The organism is Pantoea sp. S18 (assembly GCF_045689705.1).
Classification (GTDB): domain Bacteria; phylum Pseudomonadota; class Gammaproteobacteria; order Enterobacterales; family Enterobacteriaceae; genus Pantoea; species Pantoea symbiotica.
Genome location: NZ_CP142690.1, coordinates 99,608 through 120,075, shown reverse-complemented (window position 1 = coordinate 120,075; position 20,468 = coordinate 99,608). Strand labels below are relative to the sequence as shown.

The window sequence follows — 20,468 nt, the reverse complement described above, 5'->3', positions numbered from 1 at the left end:
CCGGAGGGGGTCAGGCGACCCAGTGCCGTTTGTAGCTGTCGGGCAGGATGCTGATAAAGAAGCGCATCACTGAGGTGGGCAGGCACCAGTACGCAAGGTTGAGAAGATACTGAGATCCGCGGCCTTTCTTGAGGTGACGTATTCCAACCACGGCGGCCAGGAGCGTGGGGCCAAAAATCCACATGTTGAGAAAGATGGCCAGCAGTGCCAGTGGCACATACAGGCAGAACTCATCAGGTGGCAGCCCCACGAACCGCTTTTGCTCGGAAAACGTAGCCGCACAGGTATACCGGTCACGTTTATCCATAAGCAGCCTTTAAGCAGGAATAACGTTGAAGGCGACGTTCACAAATACCAGCAGCGCCGCGATGCTGCCGAACAGCGCGAGATTCTTGGTTTTGATGTACGTGAAAGCGATGAAAGCAATCTCAATCACATAAAGGATATACACGACAGCGGAGTTACCGCCGAACGTATCCGTAACATCAGTTTTGGCCCCGGCGAAGTAGTCCTGGGCGTGGGCGGGCATCACATAAACAGCCAGGATCGCCAGTGCAGAAAGCTGCGCGGTGGTACTCAGTTTTTTCCACGCTACCGCCCCTGCCTTGCGGCAGTAAGTTACAGACGAAGAGAGAGAGCCCTTCATAGGTTTTTTCCTCAGTTAGGGATATAATGATCAGTCGGTTGAACTATCGTTTGTCGTTGTCCTTACGGACTTAAGTCAAATTTTGTTCTTTCTGGTTACGCCTCCTTTACATATCTGTGGGATTGAAACAGAACCTTACGGTTTCTTAACTGGCTGACGTTTTTTTACGCTCACCGATCGCTCACTTCAATATAAGTCATTGATCTTACTGATCAATTTCATTTATCGTCAGGGTGGGAAATTTCACTTAAGTCACTAACTGATTGAATGGAAATGAGAAATCATGGCTGATGTTGCCGATTTGGTTGTGCATATCGCCGATCCGGCGGGCGTCACGGCTGAGATTTTTAGGACAAATGATGAGGCGGCCTTAAGTAATCTTCTGGACGAGGCGCTGCTTCGCTTTATGCGCGACCCCGGCTGGATTGAGGTCAACACGGCGGAAGGCGGCTACTACGCCTGCCAGCTCGTCACCTACCCCTTCATCTCTGTGATGAGTAAACATGTCCACTCCTCTCAGGTGCAGACCCTTGCAGAACGCGTCGGGAAGATTATTTATCCCTATTATTCAGACGCGGTGGTGCCGGATTCCTGGATACTGGTCAACCGGAATTTAGTCACCCCATTACGTCGCCCCAAAGTGAACCTCTGGCTCGCACGTAAATTAAATAACAGCCTGAATAAATCGGTGTTCATCGAACCGGGTGCTGAGCCTGAAAATAAACAGGACACCCCTCCGGTAATAGCATCAACACCTGTTCCGGCAGTAAATGACAAACCGCCTTCCAGGCCGAGAAAAAGAAAAGGCGGCCCCGATCCCGAAAAAGTCATGGCGTGCGTCACGCTGGGCTGGCGCGTCAGGGATATATGCGAAGAACAGAAATGCTCTGAAGGCTACGTCTACAATCTGATTAAAACCCGCAAAGGAACCTCGGCGATGGAACTGCGCTGGAAACAGTGGGAGTTAATATCGGCCATGTATCACGCGGAGCCGAAAATAACCGTTGATGAAATCGAGAAGACTTTCGGCATCACCCGCGCCGCCGTGTATTACGCTGTCCGAAAAATAGCGGAACGTGACGGTAAAGCTTTAACGCCCCGGGAACGGGAAAAGAAACTGACGCCCAGTGATGCTCAAAATATTAAGAAAAAATTAGAGGACGGAGCGCTCAGAAAAGATATTCTCGCCGAGTACGGCATTACCGCAGAGACGCTGATTAAACACATCGGCACGCGCGAGGATTACCGACCCGTTCCGAAAGAATTAAAAGAACAAGTCATTCGGCTGCGCGTGCAGGGAAAAACGTTGCAGCAGACGGCGGATATTCTTGGTGTTACGGTTTCCACAGTGAAAGACGCCTGGAAGGAAAAGAAGCATTCGCCTGACATTCAGGAAAAGCGGGTTAAATACGATAACCGAAACCCTCTTTCTAGACGCGACCGCGATCAGGCCGTCAAAGCCGTTTTAATCGACGGGCACACCCGGAAACAGATTTACACCCAGTACGGTATCAATGCGCTGACCCTACGCCGCTATATACGGGAAGCGCAGAAGAGAGAACTGGAAGCATTGCGTGAAAAGGATGACGATGCGGAAAACAGTGGTGATAATTGACCAGGCTAATCTGGTGCCGGAGAGAAGGCACCAGACATAAAAAGGGTTATTTAAAGTATTCCTGCAATTTACCCGCCACGCGCTCGTTCACTTCCTTAACCCACTCCGGATCAAGAACCATTTCATTCTTAATAACCTTGCTGGGATCGACAGTCTCCTTCTGGACGCCGAAGATAGCGTCAGTGATAAAACCGCTGACGAGAACGTTTTTAGCAATGAATTCCAGCTTCTGGTCCAGCGTTTTCTCTGAAGCATCTTTGTTGATTTTATTTTCATAAACCCGAAGGCCGAGCTTGAACATTTCCATCACGAATGCCGATCGATTCGCTGTATCGCGCGACATACCGTCTTCCAGCTTTTTTTCCACGTGCCCGTCTATCTTTTCCAGCAGTGAAAACGGGATCGTAAGATTTACTCGGTTGCGTTTACCTGAATTCTCGTCATTCATATTTAATTCTCTTACTCATTTTTATTTAGGCTTGAAAAAGCACGTCAGACCAGTGCGTCTGGCAGGAATCACATCGGATTTTTTGGGTAACCATCAGGGAACAACTCCTCTTAAAGTGAGTAACCATGTGGAAACCACCCAACGTATTATTAGCCTAACCTATTGATATAAATATAACAAACCTTCTGGTAACCTTTAAAAAACCTTCTGGATTCCAGAGAGTTACCATCTGGTAAGTGACCATCAGCCTAAATTTTCTACAAAATATATCTAACTCTCTGTTATTAAATGAGTAATCAGACAAATATAAATTTGCGAGTGGTGTGTAAAAATCACTTTCTTATGATATTATTTAGAGCAACAACCTCCCCGACCTTTTTCAAAACCGGAGCCGCAATGCGACTATTTTGGTACGCTGCTGCCCTGCTGGTTACAAGCATTATCCCGACCAGCGTGAAAGCGGACTGTTTTATTAAAGCAGGTGAATGGTATTCAATTGATCCGGATTATCTTCGGGCTATCGCCTGGCAGGAATCGCACTACAACCCGACGGCTATTAATACCAATAAGTCTGATGACGGGAAGCCGGGAAGTAGTGATTACGGTATCATGCAGATTAACTCGGTAACCATGCGCAGATTACAGAAAGAATATCCGGGACTGAGCAAAGAAAAGCTGCTTTCAGATCCGTGCCTCAATATTTACATCGGGGCGATGCTGCTGCGTCGCAACTTCAATCAGTACGGCACTACATGGCTGGCGGTCGGAATGTACAACGCAGGTATGAAGAATATTCCGGTAACGATCAAGAACCGGTATAACTACGCGATGATCATCGACGGGCATTATAAAGGCATTAAAGCCGGAAAGATCCCCCGCGTTCCAATCGGCTGATGCTAGTTATCCATTTATCCAGTAGGCGAGAGAATCGTTATCCATTTCTGGGCGCCGGTTAATTCTCAGACAACACTGAACATCAACGCACAGAATTGCCCGTGACGGTTCAACACCGGAACAGGGTAACCCGGGTAGCGATATAAAATTTCAAAATTCCCCATCAAAGATAATTATGTAAACCCCTTTTTTCTGTCGTGCTTAAATTTACCAACAGAAAAAACGAGCCAAAAAAATGGAGCCTTTAGGCTCCTTCTTACTTACGCTATGGTTACCGCAAGTATCTTATTTATTTCACCCTGAATGCCCTGACCATGGCCAAAGTAATCCGGACGGATACGATACAGTTCGCCAGAGTTGTAACGGGCAACAGATACCTCTTCCCCATCGAGAAGGTGATCATATTTAATTTTAAGGATCCCGATAGCCTGCTGTTTCATCGTGTCAGAGTAATCACGGTCAACAAAAACATAACCCACGCCGCCATAAATTTCATTGAACGAAGACGAACAGGAAACAGACATATCCTGCATGCCGTCAAAATAGCTGTCGCGGTATTTAGCCGTTATCTCTTTTACCTGCTCTTCCGTCGGCCCGTCGGTCCAGTTCACGCTGACGCTGTCATAACTGCGCTTGCGAACTGAAAACTTAACGCCCGGAAATTTCGCCTTCAACTCTTTGCGAATATTCCCTGTTACCTGCACCGCCCCTTTTTTATCCTGAGACAGGGCTGAATATTCCGGTGCTGTTTTAAGACGTTCACATTCAGCACGATATTCCCTTTCCTCTGCCTCACGTTCCTGCGCCTCCCGGATCTCTTCTGCCTGAGCGTTTTCAACGATGCGCATAACTTCTGCCGTCGGTTTTATTTCCGGGAATATGCTCCATTGCCTGCCGTGCAGAATGCTTTCAGGCAGCCCCCGGGATATTTTCCCGCCCTCGAAAGCAATATCAAAGGTGGCATTTCCACCATACGAAACGACGCCCGAAAGCGATCCCACTGAGGCCGGTTTCTGCTCCCCGTTGATGGCAAACACCACCCCACGACCGCGATTGTATAGCACCGTACTGACAACCTGACCGATGACCACTGCCTGCGCATTTTGCATTTTCATTTCAGTTTTCCTTAAGTCGGTAAAGATGAAAGCGCGACCCGCACTGGCAGGCCGCCGCACGGTTTCAGAAAGGGATCTCGTTAAGTCCGGCATCATCGCAGCTGGCAGTTTCCTGATTTGCACGCTCAGGATTCAGGGCTTTTTCAAGCGTGATAAAACCGCGTGCAACGTCACTGGCCTGGTAATGATCCAACCCTGCCTCCATCGCCGCATCGAAGGCCGCCAGAAACTTCTGCACCTCCTCATTCCGCACCTCAGCAGCCCGACGGATATAATCCCGGCAGACCTTCTGAAAAGAGTCCGTGCGATAAAAGACCTGCCCACGACTGGCAATGAGATAACGCCCGGCTGCGTTCTCTCCCATGTCGTACAGCGCCGTCATGCCGCCCTCTGAACTCGCCAGACGTGGCAGCTCCCTGTGTCCCTTCTCAATCAGCCCGTTCACCTCGTTTTCATCAAGCAGCAGAACATCAACGCCATAGCTGCCGTTACGTGCCGGGAAGTGCTTCCCTTCAGCAGGCGTGACGTTTACGCCGTTTTCCCCTCTGGCATGCCAGCGCATGCGCAGGTCGTTTGCACTGACGCAGATTTTTTGGCCGTTAACCCATGTTTTGGAAGATTCTGAAGCGGCGACGTTGATGTTTTGTGTGTGCATGCTGGTGCTCCTGTCAGGTGATTGATTCATGTTTCGATGAGTTCCTCGCGGCAAAGGGCTGAGAAGCACGGGCAGGCGGCTGTGACCAGGGCGCCTCCGGCGTGCATTTCACCCTGGTCTCTGACGAATGGCTGTGCTTGGATTCGCCCGTCGCGTGGGACCAACCGCAACATGACCACCTCTCCCGGAAATGAGCAGGCACACACCCGACCGCAACGCGGGCGTCCTCAGCGGCCACGGCCTTTTGTGGCCAGTGAAGGCGCGGGCGCACGCCCGCTGCAGGGGTTGACCTTGCCGTTGCCATCAGACCCCAGCCGCCAGGCCCGAAACGCCGCTTCTGGCGGTTCGGCGGAGCTTACCGGCTGGCCGGTTAGCGCAGTCGGGCTGACGACCCGGCAAAGCCGGGGAGCCGAAGGGGGCCATTAAGTTCCTGACGCTTTCAGGCTGGATTACTACAAAACCGGGGAAACAGCTGCTGCCCACAGCAAGGCTTAGCTTCTAAAGGACGCAGAAAAGTAAGTGACAGATATGAGATGACATAGAGACAGCGCCCAGAGATAGAAAACGCAGGCGAGGGGAAAAGACCGGTGCGCCAGCACCGGCTGTCTCCGGCCCGCAGGGCCGCCCGCTTTTAAGCCGCGCCTGAAGCGGGCAGGATCTCCCCTGCACCGCCTGGTTTGTTCAACTTTATAGTTACATCGCCAGACCCGTTAAGAACATCTGCCGGTGCATATGGAAAAATTCGCTGAGGCCGTGCCTGGCATCCCGCCAGACGTCCGCCCCATACTCCTCACCATAGACGGATAAGAGCATATCCCTTGTCTGCATCCACGCCCCCACAACCGGTGCAGGCACTTTCGGGCGTATGACGGACCAGTCTGAGACCGAGGCCACCACAGCATGGGTGATCTTATTGGTGCATGCGGTCAGTGCGTCATAAAACGCCACGAGGGGCATCGTACGACGACGATCGCACAGCGTTGCCATTTGCATCAGAGCCTGCGTCAGCGCCTCTGGAAGCCGATCAACGTTAACCTTATCAGCCCACTCCCTGAGCTCAGGCCGGACAAAAGACGCGATGGCAGCCGCCACCTCCGGATGCCCCATCCACGCGCTGTCGACAATGGAGGCACCTGATTTTCTTGCTTTAACCCGCAACTGCCTTGCGGTTTCATAATTGTCCCAGCCACCCTCCAGCGCAGCTTCCGCGTACAGCGCTTCCATTTCCGCGTTGATGCGCGCCAGCTCCGCCGGATCGGTAACGTGTGCATGCCATATCATGCGGTCCACCTCACCCGTCAGCACCCTGCGGTAGTTTTCGTCACAGATGATGAAGGTCTGCGGATAAAAACGAAGCGGCCCCATATCCCGGCCAAAATCACTGTCGTAATAGTCTTCACCTTGCTCCCGTAGATCCCACTCATCCCTGAGCCAGGCGCTGGCGGCAAGATCCATCGCTTCCGCAATCGTCCAAGCGCGCCCGAGCGAAATCGTGCCGTCCTGCCAGTAGGTGCCGTAGATCGGATCGTCTTCCGGGTATTCAGTTCGGCCTTCAACCATCACGCTGAACGGTTTCAGACCTTCGGTGGCTGATGCCAGAAAACGCTCGCGATTCGCCGCCGCACGGTTTGTGAACACCGTTAACTCAGGAAGCGCGCCTGAAAAGATTTCCTGCCAGAATTCACTGCTACTCGCCAGCACCTCAACCGAGCACACCATATCGAGCACAGGCTGGGTGGTGATCGCGCCCATGCTTTCAAGGCTCTGGACAATTTCGGCGGCAGTTTGTGGACAGAAAAACTGCTCTTCGATTTGCTCAATATCCATTCTGGCATCGATGCGGTCCAGGGCCTGGTACATCATCAAATCACCCTCAATTTTTGCCAGAGCCACCAGCAGGTCACTTTTGCGCGCAAGCCAGAGGTTTTCAGGGCTTTTCACCCATGTTTTGGGAGATTCTGGCGTGGCGGTTTTGACGTTGACGTTGTGTGTGTTCATGGCATTTCTCCTGTCTTTGTGAGGGTTCATGTTTCGGTCGATCCAGTCGCGGCGAAGGGCAAAGGAGCAATGACAGGCAGGCAGTACAAGGGCGCCTCTGGCGTGCATTTCACCCTTGTACTGAATGAATGGCAGTGCTACGAAAAGCCCTCCGCGCCTGGGTTGACCGGAGCAGCCTCACCAAACGGGAAGCGGACATGAACACACCCCGGACGGCTTTGCCGGACCGGGCCTTAGCGGCCACGTCTGTCTGTGGCCAGTGAACGCGCGGGCGCACGCCCGCTGCAGGGTTTGATTTGGCCGTTGCCATCAGACCCAAGCCGCCAGGCCCGAAACGCATCTTTTCGCGGTTCGGCGAAGCTTACCGGCCTGCCGGTTAGCGCAGTCGGGCTGACGACCCGGCTTGCCGGGGAGCCGAAGGGGGCCATGTGTCTTGAGTTATGACTGACAATGAGACAGGAAGGCATAACCAGAACAAGGGGAATGCGCCAGCGATATCGCTTAAAACGGCGGTGAATCGGTAATAAGGAAAAAAGAACAAATATGAAAAGACAGGCTGTCGGGATAAGGAAGTTGCGGAGAGGGATGCGCGGTGCGTCAGCACCGCCTTTCTCTGGGGCCGAAGGCCCGCAGGGTTTCAACGGCGGCGGAACATGTGCACAGCCATCAGACCATTAGCAGGCAAACACTCAGCGCCATACAGTCAAGCATAATGGCTTAATCATTCGTACCTGCTAAGGCTAAGTCCGCTCATCGGCCAGTGATAGCCTGTGTTCATTGTCTGAAAAAGCTGCCCACTCCCCTGTAAGGATCTATTTTGCCGGGGACGATTTCCCGTACGCGCGGGCGGCATCACATAATGAACGCCATCAATGCAAAGGCATGTTTTCCTGCTCTTCACTGATAAGCACAAAAAAACGGTGTCGCTGATCCAGCAGGTATTCACGCGCCTGTTCGCTTATCCACGGTCGCGCCGCTTCTGCGGTATAAAGGTTGTATGAATGGCATTCCGCTTCGGTCATGACATGACCGGTCCAGGTCACATAGCCTGCTTTGAGCGGATTCTTTAGTGCCTCTTCCAGTCGTTCATGTGTAGTCATGGCTGTCTCCCGTTGCCCCTGCAGCACACTGCAGGGGGATCGCTGTTTATCTTTGCAGGCGTGAATACTGCCAGTGGCAGAACGAGCTTTGTTCACCCGCTTCCGGCAGATTCGCCTGCGCATATTTTTTCAAACCATCATGTTCTGACCAGAACAGCTCCAACGCGCTCACGGTTAACACGCCACTGACCTGATAGACATTGGTGGTCTGAAACTCGCGGTTTTCAGGGTATGCCTCATCGCCGAGGGGATTGGCTGAATGCACGATCCGCGTTTGATAGTTATCGGGTGCGGCTCCCGCCTTGGATGCGAAAACCGTGACGGTGACCTGTAGCTGCTCCAGCGGCTTAATCAGCAGTAGATCGGTTGAGGACGCATACTTGCCCGTGTCAAAAATCGCTTTGTCACGCGTAAACGTGGCAGCCGCCAGGTATTCAAGGTGCATAGTAAAATCGGTGCGCAGCGCGGCGCTGTTGACGTTGAAATCGGGCCGATTGATAACGAAAAGATGGCGGCGCAGGCTGCGACGAATGGCATCAAAATCAACACCGGAACGTTGAGCGTCTTTAACAGGTATAGCGGGAGCTGTCATGGTGAAATCCTTCATGTAGTTTGCTCAATAAAGGGCGCAACCGCGCCCCTGCTGCGTTCAGTTCTGCTGCCAGCGATGGGTGATCATGCCTGGAATCAGTCGGTATCCCACGTCGTACTCCAGCACCGCGACGGGCCATTTATCGCGCAGGTAAATCCGCAGCCCTTCCGGCTCGTCGGTGGGTTCATGGATAACACTGCACATGCCCAGCTCTTCCCACGGCACGGCGCTGAATCCGGCAAAGGTTCCCGCTTCGCAGATGTAGGCATACAAATCCGCAAACTGCGGCGCTGTCAGACCATGCAACGGCTCCTGCCCTGCTCCACTGGCGGACAGGTTTACATCCTGTGTCGGCTGTGCGACGATTCGGTTATCAAACATGTCGTTACTCCTTCGTGATTGATGTGACCGATAAGAGTTGCCGCTCGAACCGGTCGTTAAGAGAGCAGGCTTTTGCCTGCTTTTTTAATGCGCGTTTTCCGCCGCCATCGCCAGCACGGCATCCAGCACCAGATCCGCGTGTTTTTTCCAGGCATAGTCCCGGCACTCGAAATAGCGTCCGCGAATACGCGCAAAAATATGAGTCACCTTCCCGGAGTACATCTCACAACATTTGAACGTTTCGCCTGCGGGTGAGGACTGCCAGTCCAGCGGCGGCAACACGGTCAGCTGATCCATCCAGCGCGCCTCTGAGATTTCCTCCCACGGTCTGAACAGACGCGTACAGAACAGGGCATCCGCCTCGGATTCAGTCATCAGCGCCATGTCGGCGTACTGCACCTGCAACTCCTCCAGCGTTTCAAAACTGAACATGGACACGGTGCTCCCGTCTTTCAGCGTGATTGCCTCGCTGAAAATTTTGCCGGTATCGATGCGCACGAACACCCGCTCCTCAGACTGTGTGCTCCTGCCCTTAACCCATGTTTTGGAAGATTCTGAAGCGGCGGTGTTGATCTTCTGTGTGTGCATGCTGGTGCTCCTTTCAGGTGGTTAATTCATGTTTCGGTGAGTTCCTCGCGGCAAAGGGCTGAGAAGCATGGGCAGGCGGCTGTGACCAGGGCGCCTCCGGCGTGCATTTCACCCTGGTCACTGACGAATGACTGTGCTTGGATTCGCCCGCCGCGTGGACCGACCGCAACATGACCACCGGATCAAAGATGAGCAGGCACACACCCGACCGCAACGCGGGCGTCCTCAGCGGCCACGGCCTTTTGTGGCCAGTGAACGCGCGGGCGCACGCCCGCTGCAGGGGTTGTTCTGGCCGTTGCCATCAGACCCCAGCCGCCAGGCCCGAAACGCGCCTGTGCGGTTCGGCGAAGCTTTCCGGCCTGCCGGTTAGCGCAGTCGGGTTGACGACCCGGCCTGCCGGGGAGCCGGAGGGGGCCATACAACTTGGCAGGTTTAATCATCGGTGAATCAGACCAGGCAAAGAGTGAAAGAAGAGAGACGGAAAGAAAGGTAAAAAAAGAAGTGAAGTCAGCACGCGATAATTTTGTACTCACGATAACGGCTATACAGTCACGGGCATAACCGTCAGCAGCCTCTATAGTTAATAAAGATGATCCAACCGACGTCCTTTACAGAGAGAGCAAGCATGGAACCTTCCTATTACTGCTATCTGGTATCCACCAGCTCGGGAGCAGCCATGCTTCACTTGAAGGGATGCGCAAAACTCGACAATAATGATCCTCGTGTTTTCCTGGGATCCGTGTACAAATCCTACCAGGCGCTAAGCCTGGCAAGACGTTACTCTCAGGATGTATCAATGTGCCCGTATTGCATGGTGATATAACTGCACCACCAGCTCAAAACCAACCTGAATGTGTTCAGCATAGCCGTTCTCAATACGTGCCCATCTGAGCCCTGCCCGTTCTGAAGCGCAGCAGCAGAATACGTGCTGAACCGTCTAAATGCGTCATTACATCTGACTTGACTACGCATTTACATTTTACTTGGCGACCGTTTGCAGATCACTTGACCATCGCCAACTACATCTAATGGGGCAGATTTAGTTGGCATAAGGCCTTACATCTGAACGACTGCTGTGTGCCAGAAGCGGACATTGTTATAAATGGCAATTGATAAAACGTCAGCCGTTTATCTCGACTTACAGCATCTCAACCACTTCAAACTCTTCTGCGATCAACTCCATATCTTCAGAAAAATGACCTTCGCGGGTGAAAAACCGCTGATGCTCTTTCTGCCAGTATTCAAGGCTTAAATCGCCTTCACCTTCTTTGCGGGCGAACGCCTCAGTCACATCACAAAAACGCACCAGTCGCATTGAAACCAGTCTGATCACGCAGACCGGAACATTCTGTCCATCAAGGATAATGTTATAACTCCCAATCCTCGGGGCAGATTCCTCCTGCTGGTAAGAGGCAAAAGATCCGCAAGAGGCCGTTTTGATCCCTTTTTTGATTAAGTCCGCAAGCTCGCTAGCCAGTTCCGGGCTGTCACCCATTTGCCAGGCATCTGCGCCTGGATACTTCATTTTTATTTTCTCAACCGAAACCATTAAAATCCCCTCTGAATCGTCGATGAAAAGAAAAGTTATACATTTTTTATGTATGGGCTGTCCCGACATTATCAGTGATGCCTTTCTTCAGATAATGTGGTCCGCTTATCGCTCATAGCGGACCTGACGCGCGCGTCCGCTCTGTGCCAGAAGCGGACCTTTCTGCTACTTCCAGGTGCTAATAAACCGGGTACAGGAGAACTGCTAGTTGTGTTGTAAAAGAAAATTTTGAAGCTCAGCGGCGACTACTTCTGGTGCCTCTTCGGCCATGTGGTGACCGCTGGCTATCGCTTTTCCCCGGACATGTGGCGCCCATCTTTTCCAGATACCCAAGATGTCGCCGTAAATATCTTCCAGATCATCAAATTTTGACCATAAACAGAGTGTAGGGCATTCAATCATCCGCCCATTCTGACGATCATTAAGCTCATGCTCTTTGTCTATATAAAATCCGGCACGATAGTCTTCGAGCATCCCATGTATAGTTTCCGGGTCGTGAATAGCTTTTCTGAACTCAAGGTACTCTTCATTTCCCATCGTTTCAGGCTGGCCTCCATACCACTTATCAGGATCAGTAAGTATTGCCCGCTCCGGTTTTTCTGGTTGCGCAAAGAAGAACCAGTGATACCACTGCCGGGCAAACTTCTCATTACACCTATTGAGGGCTTCAAGTATTGGAATGCAATCCAGTACGGCAAGCCGTGTGATTCGCTCTGGATAGTCAAGAGCAGCTCTGTAAGCTGTGTAACTCCCTCTGTCATGCCCAACAAGCGCAAATTTCTCAAAACCCAGATGACTCATCAACTCAATGCAATCTCTTGCTTTAGCTCTTTTAGAAGAACCAGCATGATCGCGCTGATCAGCCGGCTTTGATGATTGGCCGAACCCCCGCAAATCAGGACATACGACGGTAAATGATTTGGCCAGCTCGGGAGCTACTTTTGACCAGGTTACATGGGTACGAGGGTGTCCATGTAATAACAGAACAGGTGGTCCATTACCCCCATAGCGCACATTAAGCTCTGCTTCTGAAAGAATGACTCGTGTATGTGTAAATCCCTCAAACATTTGCTACCTCCCACGCCAAAAGTGTGGAGATAATTATAGGCTGCTGTTTAATCGGGCACTTTGTTACGTAAGGGGCCGAGCAGAATTCATCTTTCACGACGAGACTGATGATGCAAAGCAAGGTGACATTGTGGACAAAATTCTAAAATGAATGTCCGCTCATCGCGGACCTGCCGCGCGCGTTCGCTTCGTGCCAGAAGCGGACGTTAGCAGAACGTCTGTGATAAACCTTTCATGACAATTTCAAGTTGTGGGCGAAGACGTTGTTAAAATACGGAGTGCTACCTTTGCCAGTCAGTACAAGGGGGCTGAAACAAGCTCCAGATCTTACCTGCCAAATATTCTTAACTTTGGGCATATAACGTTGCTATAGTCTGGCGACGGTGGAAACCAGCTATGTGAATGTCCATATCAATTAGCCAGGATGGCTCTGTGAAAAATAAAATCCTCTTTCTGCTGTCTGCCTTTTCCGCCTTTGCCGCTGCAACACAGTCTCCTGATGAAGTCATGGTTGCCGGTGGGAAATATTATGTCGGTAGCGTTTTTGGCCAACATGACTATGCAGCACACGCCAACATCACGCTTAGTACCTTCTGGATCATGCGTACTGAAATCACCTACCGGCTTTATTCAGATGTTCACGAATGGGCTGTTGAGCGTGGTTATGTATTCGGTGTCGGATGTAATGGGGCCGCTTACGAGGACTGCCGGTCGGCGGATACAGACAACGGTGCACATCCGGTTACCAGTGTTGAATGGTCAGATGCGGGGATTTTTGCAAACGCCCTGAGTGAAAAGGCAGGGCTGAGACCGGTCTATCTCAATAATAAGGGCGTCCCGGCACGTGACAGTTCCCGTTACGAATTTACCCAGGATGCCCGGGCTAATGGTTACCGCCTGCCTACGGCCGACGAATGGCAGGTTGCCGCCCGTGGAGGAAAGGCCGGACTGGAAAATGGCTCGTATGGTTTCAGATTTGCTGGCAGCAACAAGGCAAATGCTGTCGCCTGGTTCCCTGACTTCAACGATCCGAATTTCGGCACTGTCCGTGTGAAAAGCCTGCGGCCCAACGCGCTCGGTCTGTATGACATGAGCGGTAACGTTTCGGAATGGGTTGATGCTTTCGACACCCTTTCCGGTGTGAAAATGTACTATTTTTGCGGCGGCAGCTTCTTGCTGCATACGGGCAGTCTGACCAGCTGCGACACGCACAGTGCCGGCTATGCCCTGCCGGACACTGGCTTCAGACTGGTGCGGAAATTTTGAACCTGAAAATGCCTTTTATAATACTGACAGCCATTCTGATAAGCCTTCCGGCTTCATTACAGGCAGATACCCATATTTATCTGAAAAAGGGGCTGAACAGCATTGATTTGAATGGTGATGGCATACCAGACACCGTCTTTTCTGCGACTTACGACAATAATACTTCTCATCCCAGTGAAACTCTCAGCATCTTTATTAGCCAGGAAAAAAACTGGCTTATCGTACCGGTCCCGGATGACGATGGCTTTACCTGGACCGATTTAAGGCTATCAGCATCTACCCTTAAGATAAGCGGCACAGAACTTCACCGCTATAAAGGGCGGGTATACCTTATCAGGGCGGCCAAATATGGCGGCAGCGGTGGCGAGGGAGATCTTACCGATAAATCGCGAGTAAGGTTTTCACGATTTCGGCTGGAGCAAAATAACGACGATCCCGGGACGTCTGTTTTTTACTGGGATCCAGCAGGGGTTTATCTTACTGAACAAACGTTTGATGAAGTGAATGAAGCTTTTCAGATTCTGGATATGGAGAAATTTCGTTGAAATGTATCACAGGGATTTTGCTTTTTTTCCTGTCGTTCTGCTGTTGTGCGGGGTACAAAAGTCATTACCGTGAGCTTATACAGCAGTCACTTAATCGGCAGTCTCTTTGTCTGGGTGAAAAGCAGTGGCCGGTTGCAATAAGAACAGGCACTGACCGTTGGATTAATGCAAAAATGGAGGCACTTGTCGATGCCGGCCTTATCACCGCTCATGTGAAAGCAGGCAGTAAAATCTGGCAGTTAACCCCGTACGGCCGGGCTTCATTCACGAAATATCATGATTTCTGCTATGGAACCATGCGCGTCAGAAGCATAAAGGCTGTCTCGACAGATAACAGAGGCATGACTGATGTGACATTTACTTATTATATTCATGCCCTGCCAGAATGGGCTAAAAATCAATCAGTACGCGTTGCCAATACTGATCTCGATAATCTGGTCATGGGTATTGATTCAGTGCGCTACCAGGCCCTCTTTGATACGGACAACCAGGGAAATGTCCGTCTTATCAGTGAACCTGAACAGCTTGATTTACTGTATTAGCAGACGGGCCTGAAAAAATTTTTGGGGGTTAAAGCTTAGCAATCCACTTCGTTTAACGGCGTAAAGACTGACACTCCAGCAATAAACTATCACGCCGGAACCGTCTGTCCTTAACAGCTTCAGCATCGGATATGTTCACAAAGCCAGTGTCTGCTGTTAGCTAAGAGTAAGCCGCACGCTCCTGGTCGTCTGGCGCCAAAAGCAGACTTACCTCACATCACCATACGCCGGTCAACCGGGCAGCTCACCAGCATTTCTCAGGAATTGAATACAGAGCAATCATTCCATTCTTTTGTCAGCACGCTATATCTTCCAGCGTGATCGATGCCCCGCCGCAAACAATGACCAGTACATTGTCGGCAGGAGTGAACCTGATTTTGTTGTCATAAAGGAGTGACAATGACACTCCGCATGCCGGCTCAGTGAGTACGCGATGATCATCGAGAAAGCGCCGGCAGGCATGCAGTGCTTCCGCATCAGAAACCAGCATACTTCTTACATCCAGTCGGCTGGCCACGTTAAAAGCATTTTCGCACACCTGGCTTGCGGCCAGCGTTGTGGCTATGCCGCTGACCTTCTCAAGACGCATCAGCTTATTGGCATTAAGCGAGGCATTAAGCGAGGCGGTACCGTGGGTTTCAACGGCATACACCGGAATGTGGCCAAACTGATGTTTTTCCAGTCCCAGCGCTATGCCGGACAGCATGCTTCCGCCGCCGACGGACAGAATAACGGCATCAGGTTTTACACCCTCACTGATGACTTCATCCACGATTGTGCTGATTCCTTCCCACAAAAGCGGGTTATCAAAGGGATGGATATAGATGATGTCCTCTGTCGCCAGGGACAGGGCGTAATCGTTAGCCTCACTCCATACTTTCCCGTGCACAATGAGGCAGGCACCTTCCTGCTCAATAAGCTGTCTTGCTCTGGCTGACGTGGTTTCCGGCACAACCACAGTTACCGGCAGCCCCAGCCTGCGACCGCTGTGTGCCACTGCAATTCCGGCATTTCCACCCGATGAACTGACAAATGCTGTAGCGCCCTTACTGGCATAATAGCAACAGGCATGTCCCGCGCTGCGGAGCTTAAAAGAGCCGGTGGGCTGGGAAGACTCCATCTTCAGCCAGACATGGCATCCGCTGTGCTGGCTTAAAGGGAGCGAGTGGATGAGAGGGGTACGGATACCTATTTCCATTAATCTAAATCCTATGAATTTATTTCACAGCATAGTTGCTGTTCTGCCCGAAGCCTGTCCAGGATGACATCATAAGGTTTATCAGCAGAACGCGGTGGATACACATCTGAATGGTTGTGCTGGTTACAGTTACACATGCATATTCCACGGATGTCTTCTTACCTGTGATACTCTCACTGACGGGAAGCAAAACGATAATTATAATTAACTCAGGTAAATAATCAGAAAAATCATAAATCTGTAATTCTTGAAGCCACTCAGCGATAATTGGTCAATCGTAAAAAGAATGTCGAAAGGAGGCACTGGCGATGACTGTTTCTATAGGTGTGCTTGCAGGTATGGGACCCCGATCCACAGCTCCCTTCATAGATATGCTGGTGACAGACTGCCACGTCGGGTACGGAGCGAAATATGATATGGATTTTCCTAAAATGCATATCATCTCGTTGCCAACGCCTTTCTGGCCGGGCAAAAAAATTGATGATGATGCGATGATCGCAACCCTGCAACAGGGTATTTCAGAACTCGTCAAGGCAAAAGTGAGTCTGATCGCTGTTCCCTGTAATCTTGCACACTGCTATTTTGCTGAAATGAAAGCGGCGAGCGCTGGTATTCCACTTCTGCATATTGCAGACAGCGCACTTAAGTCACTGCCTGCAGAAGTCACCAGGGTAGCTGTACTGGCTACAGAACCTACGCTGGATGCGGGTTTCTATCAGGCGCGGATAGAAGCTTCTGGCAAAGAGATTATTGATTCATCTCTACTTCGTGAAATGACCACATCGTTGATTGAGCGGGTTAAAACGAAAGGTTTTCATGACCCTGATGCACAGGCAGAGTGGAACAATTTAATGTCTGTAGTGGAAAATCTTAAGGTGGAGGCTCTTCTTATTGCCTGTACAGATCTGGGTCCCCTGATAACTGAAAATGCTTTCAGCTTTGTCATCGTGGATACGGCAGCCAGCCTTTCCAGCGCGACCATTAAAAACTACAGGAGACTGTCCGGGAAAACTACAGGCGAAATCCATATTACCGGCTAACCTGAGGTCAGCTTCGAAGGCCCTGAATTGAGCTGCTTTGTGCCAGAAGCAGGTGTTATAAGCACACAGGTAGGTTAATACACAGTGCGCTGGCCTTACGTTAAGACAAACCATAGCAATTGTTCTTTAGTCGTCAGCAGGATGAAGGGAGGTCAGTACGATCTCCCCGAGTCGTCGGATGTGAAATTACAATAAATTCTACGGAAGACCCTGTGTCGTTTCTGGCTTGATGCTTTGTTCCCGGTGGAATTTCCAGCCCCTGCAGGGCTTTGATATTATGCAATTGACCTTCCAACTCCATCGAAAGAACACCATTTAGAACAAAGAAAAACTGTCTGGAAACGGAGTGAAAGTGTCGCTTTTCATAAGTGCCGGCAGGCATTTTTTCATGAATAACCAGCATGTCCTGACGGTTTACCAGATACCAACCATCGCAATCGTCGCCCCAGAAATAATGCTCTGCATTTTCCTTTGAAATCATCATCCTTCTCCAGTTTACATGCGCCCATCTATAAAGACCTTAAGAAAGTTATACCGAGAAATGCTGTCGATTCGCAACAGGTTATGCTTTGGTTATTTACCTAAAGATCTGAAGTGCATCGTTCAACATATCCAGTAGTTATCAGTGTATTGGGATAGCAGAATTTTATCGGGCCATAATGTCCGCTTTTCGCTCACAGCAGACTTTGTCGAACGGACAGTTCAACTCCGTGCCAGTTCCAGTGCTCAGCTACGAGTAAAGCTAATCAGGTCAGCTTTTGCTGCGGCATACGCAGTTCGTTTAAGACTGCCGAGCACTGTTAGACTGAAAAATTAACGCTCTTCCGTCAGCCTCGATATTTCATTCAAGTCAGAATAGCCCGATTATCCTGTATCGCCGGGAAGAGACTGACTTTCATGACATATTCAAAAAACTTTATACCAACGTCACCAGGAAGCTGTGGCTTAACCAGTTCGACGTTGTTTTTGATTTAATCCAAAATGAATCGCTGTCTGGGCATGATCCGAAACGGTATGAAAAATTATGGCTATGCTTTAAATGGCTTTACTTAACTCAAACCGGAGAGGCTATGGCAGAACATAGAGGTGGTGCTGGTAATTTTGCCGAAAATCCAGCGCGCGCGGCTGATGCTGGTAGAAAAGGCGGTCAGGTAAGCGGCGGTAACTTCAGAAATAATCCCGAACGTGCTGCTGAGGCAGGCCGCAAAGGTGGGCAGGTCAGCCGAAGAGGAAAGACAGAAAGCCTGTCGTCTCAGCATTACCATCTCACTTACGATTCATATCGCAAATGAGATGGTATGTTCAACGGAATCACAATACGTAGTTGTCTCAAGCTGAAGGCCCGCATTTCACTCAAAGCGTTCATTGCCTTCCTCTCAATTTTATAACGGCTTAGGGAAGCGATGAGCTATTTATGGCATAGCTCTTCAGCCCGAACAGTTGGTGTCATCATCACAGCCCCCCTCAAACCAGCAATAACGCTGTCGGCATTGTTGCGCGCGCTGATGAAGCGGTATATCGGGCAAAGCAGCAGGGTCGTATCCGGTGGGTAAAGCAAACCCGGCTTAAGCTTCATCGCGGGTATCCTAGTTCGCAGGAGGCGTAAACCAGTTCGACTTTGTCACGATAACCGGCTGCTCGGGCTGACTGATGAAGTTAGGCGACATGATCTGCACGCCGAATTCATTGAATACATCCTGTATATGGCCGTGAAGAATACTTCTTACCCCGGCCAGCGATTCTCCCGCCTGAAGCCGGACCTGAAGTTCATATGCCACATACCAGTCCTGCAGCGCCAGCTGGCGCACCAGCGGAGTAATACTGCGATTAATCCCCGCCGTGCGACTGGCGGCCAGCTCCAGCATCGCTTCAACCTGCCGCCAGGGCGTGTCATAACCAATGGTGACGCTGGTCGTCATGTTGACGCCGTCGCCTTTCAACGTAGCGCTCAGGTTTACTATTCTGCCGCTGACGACCACCGCGTTAGGAACCGTTACCTCGTAATTCTCGCGGGTCAGAATTTTCGTTGCCAGCATACCCACTTCGCTGACGACGCCTTCATGATCGACAATCCTGATCACTTCGCCTTTTCGCAGCGCACGGGAATAGGTCAGCACCAGGCCGCTCATGGCATGGTTCATCACGCCTGCCGATCCCAGCGTCAGCATCAGTCCGAAGAAAACGCTTATTCCTTTGAAGGCGAGCGAATTAGCGCCGGGTAAAAACGGATACGCCGCCGATAAGGCGAATAGCCAGATAACAACGCTGATGAGTTTCCGGGTGACGCCAACGGTATCCGGATGCAGGCCCGGCAGGTGTAACTGCCCGGTCTCAACCCGCCTGAGCACCAGCCGGAGCAATCGTGTCACCAGCGCCGTGATCAGGAAGATGACGACAACAATCAGCATGCCCGGCAGCGCGGAAAGGATTGCCAGCCCGAGACGTTGCAGCAACCCTACCGCATAACCTCCCAGCTCCATGCCCCAAATCCGCGTCCAGGGAAACAGCCGCAACACCCAGCTGATCCAGATGTAAAATGCCACGAGGAAGGCCACGGTAAGCACAATGGCATACAGCCGTACCTCAATGGGACCGAGAAAAGCGCGCAGTGCACCCGGAATGAGGCTTTTCCGCTGAGCGCGCCTTGCGGCATATATCCGCTTCAGCCAAGCATAAGAGCGCAGGGCAAACAGGATAAACGCGATCAGTAACAGCGCTCCCACAAGGCTTTTACCCGCTGAGAGCAATAGATATCGCGATGAGTACTGTTCAGACAGTGATTTTCGCAGTGTATCCAGGCGGAGCCTGACGCGCTCCGCGGCCTGCGCCAGCGTCAGATCATCGCCTTCATCCAGATCGCCCTGCGCCAGTAACATAAAGGGTTTGCCGTTAATGGAAAAAAGCACCGCTGACTGTTGGTAGCGCGTCAATGTATGCATCTCTACCGACTGCGCGAGGTCCTTATCATCGAGCGAGCGCAATATCGTCACAATGCGCTGGACCCGTTCCTCTGGCGTGGTCAGGCCAAATTTAGCCTGGAGCATTACCACGGGCTGATTAAGCAGATATAAGGTACGCGCTTTTTCCTGTGCCGAAGGAGCCTGACGCGGCTCCGCGCCCAGAGCGTTTTGGAAGGCGAAGAACAACAGGCAACCGCATAGAAACATCACCGCTTTAATCATTTTGCCTCCAGAAACCGTGCTTTGCCTGGCGGTAAATCCGTCCGGA

Annotated in this window: 22 protein-coding genes; 7 read left to right on the top strand and 15 right to left on the bottom strand. The window is 51.2% G+C overall.

The features are described from left to right. Nucleotides 1–10 precede the first annotated feature (10 nt). The gene (gene traL, locus VIJ98_RS25005; protein WP_217550230.1) at nucleotides 11–307 is read right to left on the bottom strand and encodes a type IV conjugative transfer system protein TraL; all 297 of its coding nucleotides are present in this window, start codon (nucleotides 305–307) and stop codon (nucleotides 11–13) included. A 9-nt stretch (nucleotides 308–316) separates the two neighbouring features. Then, nucleotides 317–646, bottom strand: coding sequence for a type IV conjugative transfer system pilin TraA (locus VIJ98_RS25000; protein WP_323276091.1), 330 nt, complete (start codon nucleotides 644–646; stop codon nucleotides 317–319). A gap of 283 nt (nucleotides 647–929) precedes the next feature. Between VIJ98_RS25000 and VIJ98_RS24995 the strand changes: the two genes are divergently transcribed. Next, nucleotides 930–2,261, top strand: coding sequence for a hypothetical protein (locus tag VIJ98_RS24995; RefSeq protein WP_323276089.1), 1,332 nt, complete (start codon nucleotides 930–932; stop codon nucleotides 2,259–2,261). A 46-nt stretch (nucleotides 2,262–2,307) separates the two neighbouring features. Here the strand turns inward: VIJ98_RS24995 and VIJ98_RS24990 are convergent, their stop codons facing one another. Continuing rightward, nucleotides 2,308–2,709, bottom strand: coding sequence for a relaxosome protein TraM (locus VIJ98_RS24990; protein WP_323276087.1), 402 nt, complete (start codon nucleotides 2,707–2,709; stop codon nucleotides 2,308–2,310). Nucleotides 2,710–3,105: 396 nt separating this feature from the next. Between VIJ98_RS24990 and VIJ98_RS24985 the strand changes: the two genes are divergently transcribed. Next, on the top strand, nucleotides 3,106–3,603 hold the full coding sequence (locus VIJ98_RS24985; RefSeq protein ID WP_323276085.1) for a lytic transglycosylase domain-containing protein: 498 nt from the start codon (nucleotides 3,106–3,108) through the stop codon (nucleotides 3,601–3,603). A gap of 260 nt (nucleotides 3,604–3,863) precedes the next feature. On the opposite strand, the gene VIJ98_RS24980 is transcribed toward VIJ98_RS24985, so the two are convergent. The 9 genes from VIJ98_RS24980 to VIJ98_RS24940 form a co-directional block, all read right to left on the bottom strand. Then, nucleotides 3,864–4,718, bottom strand: a complete 855-nt coding sequence (locus VIJ98_RS24980) for an LPD29 domain-containing protein (protein WP_323276083.1) — start codon at nucleotides 4,716–4,718, stop codon at nucleotides 3,864–3,866. Between the two features lie 64 nt (nucleotides 4,719–4,782). Beyond that, nucleotides 4,783–5,373 carry a hypothetical protein gene (locus VIJ98_RS24975; RefSeq protein ID WP_323276081.1) on the bottom strand — a complete coding sequence of 197 codons (591 nt, stop codon included), beginning with the start codon at nucleotides 5,371–5,373 and terminating at the stop codon, nucleotides 4,783–4,785. A 693-nt stretch (nucleotides 5,374–6,066) separates the two neighbouring features. Beyond that, nucleotides 6,067–7,371 (bottom strand): hypothetical protein, encoded by a 1,305-nt coding sequence (locus VIJ98_RS24970; RefSeq protein ID WP_323276078.1) that lies wholly within the window; start codon nucleotides 7,369–7,371, stop codon nucleotides 6,067–6,069. A gap of 869 nt (nucleotides 7,372–8,240) precedes the next feature. Beyond that, a complete protein-coding gene (locus tag VIJ98_RS24965; RefSeq protein ID WP_323276076.1) occupies nucleotides 8,241–8,471 on the bottom strand; it encodes a hypothetical protein in 231 nt (76 codons plus the stop codon). A 46-nt stretch (nucleotides 8,472–8,517) separates the two neighbouring features. Continuing rightward, nucleotides 8,518–9,078, bottom strand: coding sequence for a hypothetical protein (locus VIJ98_RS24960; RefSeq protein WP_323276074.1), 561 nt, complete (start codon nucleotides 9,076–9,078; stop codon nucleotides 8,518–8,520). Nucleotides 9,079–9,120: 42 nt separating this feature from the next. Further along, the gene (locus VIJ98_RS24955; RefSeq protein ID WP_323276072.1) at nucleotides 9,121–9,444 is read right to left on the bottom strand and encodes a hypothetical protein; all 324 of its coding nucleotides are present in this window, start codon (nucleotides 9,442–9,444) and stop codon (nucleotides 9,121–9,123) included. 84 nt (nucleotides 9,445–9,528) lie between these two features. Then, nucleotides 9,529–10,032: a hypothetical protein gene (locus VIJ98_RS24950; protein WP_323276070.1), complete on the bottom strand. Its 504-nt coding sequence runs from the start codon at nucleotides 10,030–10,032 to the stop codon at nucleotides 9,529–9,531. Nucleotides 10,033–11,170: 1,138 nt separating this feature from the next. Further along, nucleotides 11,171–11,581, bottom strand: coding sequence for an ASCH domain-containing protein (locus tag VIJ98_RS24945; protein ID WP_323276157.1), 411 nt, complete (start codon nucleotides 11,579–11,581; stop codon nucleotides 11,171–11,173). Nucleotides 11,582–11,785: 204 nt separating this feature from the next. Next, nucleotides 11,786–12,649, bottom strand: coding sequence for an alpha/beta hydrolase (locus VIJ98_RS24940; protein WP_323276068.1), 864 nt, complete (start codon nucleotides 12,647–12,649; stop codon nucleotides 11,786–11,788). Between the two features lie 432 nt (nucleotides 12,650–13,081). Between VIJ98_RS24940 and VIJ98_RS24935 the strand changes: the two genes are divergently transcribed. Genes VIJ98_RS24935 through VIJ98_RS24925 form a run of 3 tightly spaced genes read left to right on the top strand, consistent with a single transcriptional unit; the run spans nucleotide 13,082 to nucleotide 15,002 of the window. Next, nucleotides 13,082–13,915 (top strand): SUMF1/EgtB/PvdO family nonheme iron enzyme, encoded by an 834-nt coding sequence (locus VIJ98_RS24935; RefSeq protein ID WP_323276065.1) that lies wholly within the window; start codon nucleotides 13,082–13,084, stop codon nucleotides 13,913–13,915. Continuing rightward, complete coding sequence (locus VIJ98_RS24930; RefSeq protein WP_323276063.1) at nucleotides 13,912–14,460, top strand: carbapenem self-resistance protein CarG family protein; 549 nt, start codon at nucleotides 13,912–13,914, stop codon at nucleotides 14,458–14,460. The genes VIJ98_RS24935 and VIJ98_RS24930 overlap by 4 nt, the downstream gene beginning before the upstream one ends. Further along, nucleotides 14,457–15,002, top strand: a complete 546-nt coding sequence (locus VIJ98_RS24925; protein WP_323276061.1) for a CpmK protein — start codon at nucleotides 14,457–14,459, stop codon at nucleotides 15,000–15,002. The genes VIJ98_RS24930 and VIJ98_RS24925 overlap by 4 nt, the downstream gene beginning before the upstream one ends. A gap of 295 nt (nucleotides 15,003–15,297) precedes the next feature. On the opposite strand, the gene VIJ98_RS24920 is transcribed toward VIJ98_RS24925, so the two are convergent. Beyond that, complete coding sequence (locus VIJ98_RS24920) at nucleotides 15,298–16,200, bottom strand: pyridoxal-phosphate dependent enzyme (RefSeq protein WP_323276059.1); 903 nt, start codon at nucleotides 16,198–16,200, stop codon at nucleotides 15,298–15,300. A 308-nt stretch (nucleotides 16,201–16,508) separates the two neighbouring features. Between VIJ98_RS24920 and VIJ98_RS24915 the strand changes: the two genes are divergently transcribed. Then, nucleotides 16,509–17,240 (top strand): aspartate/glutamate racemase family protein, encoded by a 732-nt coding sequence (locus VIJ98_RS24915; protein ID WP_323276056.1) that lies wholly within the window; start codon nucleotides 16,509–16,511, stop codon nucleotides 17,238–17,240. A 133-nt stretch (nucleotides 17,241–17,373) separates the two neighbouring features. Here the strand turns inward: VIJ98_RS24915 and VIJ98_RS24910 are convergent, their stop codons facing one another. Then, the gene (locus VIJ98_RS24910; protein ID WP_323276154.1) at nucleotides 17,374–17,721 is read right to left on the bottom strand and encodes a cupin domain-containing protein; all 348 of its coding nucleotides are present in this window, start codon (nucleotides 17,719–17,721) and stop codon (nucleotides 17,374–17,376) included. Nucleotides 17,722–18,310: 589 nt separating this feature from the next. Here VIJ98_RS24910 and VIJ98_RS24905 point away from each other — a divergent pair. Next, a complete protein-coding gene (locus tag VIJ98_RS24905; RefSeq protein WP_323276055.1) occupies nucleotides 18,311–18,532 on the top strand; it encodes a general stress protein in 222 nt (73 codons plus the stop codon). 294 nt (nucleotides 18,533–18,826) lie between these two features. Here the strand turns inward: VIJ98_RS24905 and VIJ98_RS24900 are convergent, their stop codons facing one another. Beyond that, entirely contained in the window at nucleotides 18,827–20,422 is a 1,596-nt protein-coding gene (locus tag VIJ98_RS24900; RefSeq protein WP_323276053.1) for a mechanosensitive ion channel domain-containing protein, read from the bottom strand. Nucleotides 20,423–20,468 lie beyond the last annotated feature (46 nt).